Below are 680 nucleotides of genomic sequence, written 5' to 3' on the forward strand. Positions count from 1 at the left end.
AAAAGGCACCTAAAATGATAATACGCTTCGCGCCCCAACGGTCTGACGCCATGCCGACAAAAGGTTGGAATACGCCAAACAACAAGTTTTGCAAGGCAATAGCAAAGCTAAAGAACTCGCGCCCGGTCTGAAAGTAGTCTGAAATTGGCATCATAAAAATACCGAAAGATTGTCTGATCCCTAGACAAATAATCAAAATCCCTATTCCAAGCCAAACAAGAACTGGAAATCGGAAAATACTCATAGTTTGCTCTTATTAATGATGGTGGTGATGAGAATGATCATGGTGTTCGTTGTCTCCCGTTGTTTGGTGACAACCGCTGTTGATGGCTTGTTCTGCTAATATTTCCAGCAACTTCGGAGAGTTATGGACGATGATTAGAGATAGCCCCAACATGATGGACATTCTCAACACCTGAGCGAAAATGGATTGAGAAAAAAGCATGCATTGTGCGCTCATGTAGAAAAATGAGCGCGAAGTTTAGTGACGATTAGTCAATGAAACAAATGACAAAAAGTGAACTAATGTATGCGTTTCATGCATAGATTGGTTCTAGGGGTTAATTGCAATGCACGGCTTGTTCTATGCGTTGACAGATCTGTTCTGCAAGCTGGTGGCTCGCTATGTTGCGTTGCACTGTGCTTGTAGCCAGCTTGCCTGATTCAACAACCTTAAACCA

The 680-nt window shown here is 42.6% G+C and carries 1 protein-coding gene and 2 pseudogenes; all 3 read right to left on the reverse strand.

The genetic code is table 11. The features are described from left to right. Positions 1 to 244, reverse strand: a pseudogene (locus R7Q46_RS27355) (MFS transporter); the annotation flags it as partial. 12 nt (positions 245 to 256) lie between these two features. Next, positions 257 to 406, reverse strand: a complete 150-nt coding sequence (locus R7Q46_RS27360; protein ID WP_005499370.1) for a hypothetical protein — start codon at positions 404 to 406, stop codon at positions 257 to 259. Positions 407 to 560: 154 nt separating this feature from the next. Then, a pseudogene (locus tag R7Q46_RS27365) lies at positions 561 to 680 on the reverse strand (gfo/Idh/MocA family oxidoreductase); the annotation flags it as partial.

The sequence above is a fragment of the Vibrio sp. 811 genome (assembly GCF_033339195.1).

Coding starts and splice junctions, on each gene's coding strand:
- R7Q46_RS27360 (WP_005499370.1), bottom strand. CDS start 406: ATGTCCATCATGTTGGGGCTATCTCTAATCATCGTCCATAACTCTCCG.